The organism is Psychromonas sp., from assembly GCF_983033635.1.
Genome location: NZ_CEZLMY010000268.1, coordinates 1 through 3,264 on the forward strand (window position 1 = coordinate 1; position 3,264 = coordinate 3,264).

At 38.3% G+C, this 3,264-nt stretch carries 3 protein-coding genes; 1 reads left to right on the top strand and 2 read right to left on the bottom strand.

The genetic code is table 11. The features are described 5' to 3' along the window. Nucleotides 1-351: 351 nt before the first annotated feature. Nucleotides 352-1,101, bottom strand: coding sequence for a porin family protein (locus AC4GME_RS18280; protein WP_490378470.1), 750 nt, complete (start codon nt 1,099-1,101; stop codon nt 352-354). A gap of 192 nt (nt 1,102-1,293) precedes the next feature. Here AC4GME_RS18280 and AC4GME_RS18285 point away from each other — a divergent pair, with 192 nt between their 5' ends. After that, nucleotides 1,294-2,208, top strand: a complete 915-nt coding sequence (locus tag AC4GME_RS18285; protein WP_490378471.1) for a LysR family transcriptional regulator — start codon at nt 1,294-1,296, stop codon at nt 2,206-2,208. Nucleotides 2,209-2,415: 207 nt separating this feature from the next. Here the strand turns inward: AC4GME_RS18285 and AC4GME_RS18290 are convergent, their stop codons facing one another. Next, nucleotides 2,416-2,658 carry a DUF1214 domain-containing protein gene (locus AC4GME_RS18290; protein WP_490378472.1) on the bottom strand — a complete coding sequence of 81 codons (243 nt, stop codon included), beginning with the start codon at nt 2,656-2,658 and terminating at the stop codon, nt 2,416-2,418. Nucleotides 2,659-3,264: the final 606 nt, after the last annotated feature.

Consider the following 3,264-nt stretch of genomic DNA (forward strand, 5'->3'; position numbering starts at 1 on the left):
TAGTAAAGGTTCTATGGATAAAAAATATCCTCTTGAACAAATTTATATTTAGGTTCTTAATAGACAATACGTATTGTTCATATAAAGATGCATAAATCTTAAGATTATTAATTACAACAAGACCTTCCTTTAACAGCTTAATAGTGTGAAAACTGAACCATTATTCGTATCCCCCCTGCTAAATAAGCAAAGCAGCTTATAGCGAAATTAACAAACATAAACAGTTAGACCAGGTTTGCGGCTCTTGAGGGAGAGTGTTGTTAATTATTGGGGGGGAATTTATTGGAATTTAAAATAGTTACAAAAAAAGCCTCAAATGAGGCTTTAAAGGTCAGTGCTTTGTCAAACAAGTTAAAAACTAAATGATACGCCTGCTAACCAGCCTTGCTGAACGATATCATAGACATAATCGTTTTTGTCATAGTTCACATCAAAATAACGGTATCCTACAGCTGCGCTGATATTATCTGTAAATTGATAGCCAATATTGGCATTAAATTCATAATAAAGTTTTGAACCTAAACCAAAACCGCCAATACCTGCTCCGCCTTCAACAAAAAATTGACTATTGGCAATCATCGAGCGCCCTTTAATACCTAAAGCAGGATCAACCCATTGTTTAGTTTCAGCAAAACGAGCTGTATCGGGTAGAGCCTCGTGATTAAATGTAAAATCTAAGGCAACATTGGTTTTCCAGTAACGCGCGCCTACTAACAGATCTAATTGTGCTTGTTGGTTATTAAACACTTGATAATCATAGGCCAGCGTAAACACGGTCGTTTTTGATGTTGAATCAAGGCTTCCAATCGGATTGGAACCCTCATTAGTACGAATGTCGGTATACATCAGATCCGTATAAATACCATGTTGTCCCTTTTGCGCAGTGGCCTGAATCATCCCGCCAAATTTCAAATCATTTAATAACGAGTGACTTGATATTTCAGTTTCTGGGTCAACTCCTAGTGCCGAAGTTGTTGAACCTGAGATACCTGCAGCCCAAAGATAGGGAGAAACAGTAAACTGCCAGTTATCATCAGCCATAACATGAGTTGTTATTAGTGTTGTAGATAATATAGCGATGCTCAATGCTGCTTTTTTCATAATGATCTCGACTTAATAATAATTCTTGATTGATAGTTAGTTATTTAATGCAGCTAGTATTTATTATTTCGAGCAAGGCCGCGACGTATAGGAGATATTCATATTTGATAGAACGAAGCGGGGCAACGCACATAGTTAATAAATTCACTGTGATAAGCTTCCCCTAATGCTTCCCTTTCATAAGGAAAAAATATGCAAGAGCCGTTAAATGGAATCAATCTTAATCTATTCATGATATTAAAAGCTCTGGTGAAAACCCAAAACACTTCGCAAGCTGCTGAGTTATTAGGTTTATCACAACCAAGTGTGAGCCGGGGGTTAGAAAAATTAAGAGAGCAGTTTGGTGAGCAACTATTCATTCGTAAGGCACACGGTGTTCAGGCTTCTGAAATGGCTGTTCAACTCGCAGAAGCAACCGAACAAATGCTGCTGCCTATTAACCGTGTATTAAGAGATTATCAAGAATTTGATCCAAAAACCTATCATGGAGAGCTTTCTATTGTTGCTTCTAACTTTGTACTAAACCTATTTGGAGGAGAGCTTTTCAATCACTTAAAAAAAACATTTCCAGCTGCCAAATTAAGTATCACTTACTGGACTGATTACACCATCAAAGAGATGCTCAACGGTCAATATGATTACTGTATTCGTTTACAAGAAGAGCCACTGCCGCAGGATATTTTTTGCCAAAAAATACATAGTTGTAATAATGTAATTATTGCCAGAAAAGAGCATCCTGTTTTATCGAAAAGTTCAAAATGGCAGGACATTCATGAGTTAGCACTTATTAATGCTCAACCTCATCTAAATAGTAGTAAATCAATTTTAGAAAACAATTATTCAACACTGGGTTACCAAGCGAATATTCAGCTGACAACCAACAACATTATGGTCGCTAATGAATATTTAAAAAGTTCAGATGCTATGATGTATGCCCCGCAGCCGATTATCAAGTTGTTAAGCGACCTGCAGCAGTACCCGCTGCCGCCGCTAGATGTAAGCCGCCAGCAAACCCATTTTGTGGGTGGTTATTTACAAACACGCCGCAACTACCCTATGTATAAGTTGTTACATAAACAGATTAAAAAAATGTTCAGCCAGCTATAACCGTCTCATTCATCACAGTGCCATTCGGATCAGGTCTTTAGTTTTGAATTTTCAGAAAAGTAGATAAAAGACACTGGGTCAAGATTAAAGAGCTGGCCCTCAAAATCCTGTTTGAGCAGGTGAAATGGGCTGTTAATGAGTTAAAAGAGAAAACGAGGGCAGAGTAAAATAAGTTGGTAATTTTACTCTGCCCCATTTGTTTAATTATTATTGCTTGATGATGCCGCCAACACGCCATGTTTGGTCAAACCATGCTTGCTTAGGACCATACAAGCGGAAGATAGTGGACCAAGATTTACCTTTTAATGTTTTAACATAGTTACTTTCTTTTACACCTTCAGGCTGCGATGGGGAAAAGTGGATTGTATAGGATCCGTCTTTATTGGGTTGAACATCAAAACCAATCACCCCTGATTTCTCTCCATTTACAATCATTGAGCGAGTTTGCACGTCGTAGGCACAGCACTAGATAATCAAGGAGTGTCTGTGCACCGAGAACAGTTCAACCATTCTCAAAAATACCCACAATCGCTAATTTCCCGAAAGTGAGCCAGATAAATTAAATTGCAACACGATATTAGAGTAAATAATCTATCTCGCTTTGTGCCCCTTTCCGTCTTAGGAAGCTAACAAAATGCCCCTATGACGACTTAGAAACTACACTTTGAGGCTAAAATCAGCGGACCATAACACTCCTGCAACTCTATAAGCATCCTGCGTTTTCCGTAGGTTGCATCCATATCATAATGCACTTGTTTCATCGCCGCTTCTAGCTTCACTTTTTCAGTATTGATAGCTTTGAGCTTCGCGCGATAATAAAACGTACTTGCAGGAAGCGATAAACAGCGACATATCTGCTGAACCTTATTTCCAGCCTTCTTCAGCTTTAACGCAATTTGTTGCCGTTGTTCATTTCCATAGCGAAGAAGGCTGACGCTTTTTTTAGTAATAGGTTATCGCTTTGTAATTGTTTAACTTGCTTTTCAAGCTCTTGAATACGAATTTGCTCTGATGTTAATGCACTCGCTTTAGGTGTTGCACCTTGCTGTTCAGATT

Coding starts and splice junctions, on each gene's coding strand:
- AC4GME_RS18280 (WP_490378470.1), bottom strand. CDS start 1,101: ATGAAAAAAGCAGCATTGAGCATCGCTATATTATCTACAACACTAATA.
- AC4GME_RS18285 (WP_490378471.1), top strand. CDS start 1,294: ATGCAAGAGCCGTTAAATGGAATCAATCTTAATCTATTCATGATATTA.